This window comes from Actinoallomurus acaciae (genome assembly GCF_042429965.1).
Classification (GTDB): Bacteria; Actinomycetota; Actinomycetes; order Streptosporangiales; family Streptosporangiaceae; genus Actinoallomurus; species Actinoallomurus acaciae.
On record NZ_JBHLZP010001063.1, the window covers coordinates 1 to 1,214 of the forward strand.

Consider the following 1,214-nt stretch of genomic DNA (forward strand, 5'->3'; position numbering starts at 1 on the left):
CACCGTTCGCACTGCTCGCCGAGGCGACGTCGACGCACTTGCCGCCGTACCCCTTGATCGCACCGGTCGCGCCGCCACCGCCGGTCGAGGACGTGGTGACGTGCACGTAGTCCACGACGAGCTGTGCCGGGAAGGATGTCGAGCCGTCCGGGTCACCCGGCCAGTAGCCGCCGACCGCGAGGTTCATGATGATGTAGAACGGATGGTCGAACACCCAGTGGTTGCCGCCCAGGTCGGCCGGCGTACGGGTCTCGTACGGGTTGCCGTCCACCGACCAGGTGATGGTGTTCGGCGACCAGTCGATGGCGAAGGTGTGGAAGCCGTCGGCGAAGGACTGCCCGCCGGGAAGGGTGTACCCGGCGCCGATGCCGCCGCTGCCGGAGTACCCCGGGCCGTGGATCGTGCCGTGGACGGTGCCCGGCTCGAACCCGACGTTCTCCATGACGTCGATCTCGCCGTTGCCCGGCCAGCCCTGGTTCCCGGTGCCGAGCAGCCAGAACGCGGGCCACATGCCCTGGCCGCGCGGGATCTTCATCCGGGTCTCGAAGTGGCCGTACGCCTGGGTGAACGTCGAGGCCGTGTTCATCCTGGCCGAGGTGTACTGGCACGTGCCGTACCAGCACTGGTAGCCGGCCGGGTTCTCCTTCTTCGCGGTGATGACCAGGTGTCCCTGGCCGTCGAGGGCGGCGTTGTTCGTGCCGCTCGTGTAGTACTCGCGCTCGTGGTTGTTGACGTTGTCGCCGGTCTCCAGCCGCCACTTGCCCTGGTCGACGCCCGAGCCGGCGGCGCCGTCGAAGTCGTCGGTGAAGGTCGCCGCGGCCGGGGCGACGGCCCGCGGGACCTGAGCGGTCCGCGGGCTCGTCGCCGCCGTCGCGGCGCCACCGGACCCGGCGATCAGCGCACAGGCCAGAGCGACCAGGCCGGCGCGCCGACGGGTTGCGGTGAGCATGTTCGGTCCTCTCTCGTCGGTTCTCGTCGGTCGGATGCCGTCAGGACGGCAGGGTCCACTGCTGGTTGGCGGCGCCGGTGCAGGTCCAGATCTGCAGACGCGTGCCGTTGGCCGAACTCGGGCCGGTCGCGTCCAGGCACTTTCCCGAGGCGGCGTTGACCAGCGAACTGTTCGAGCCCTTGGTCCACTGCTGGGCGCCGGTGCCGTTGCAGTCGTACAGCTGGACCTGCGAACCGTTCGCGGTGCCGGCCGCGGTCACGTCCAT

General features: G+C 69.9%; 2 protein-coding genes. Both read right to left on the minus strand.

Annotation, left to right across the window (positions count from 1 at the left end):
• A partial coding sequence (locus tag ACFFNX_RS50465) for a glycoside hydrolase family 16 protein (RefSeq protein WP_378213623.1) occupies positions 1-949 on the minus strand: 949 nt, incomplete at its 3' end.
• A gap of 40 nt (positions 950-989) precedes the next feature.
• The coding region (locus ACFFNX_RS50470; protein WP_378213624.1) for an RICIN domain-containing protein at positions 990-1,214 on the minus strand (225 nt) is incomplete at its 5' end.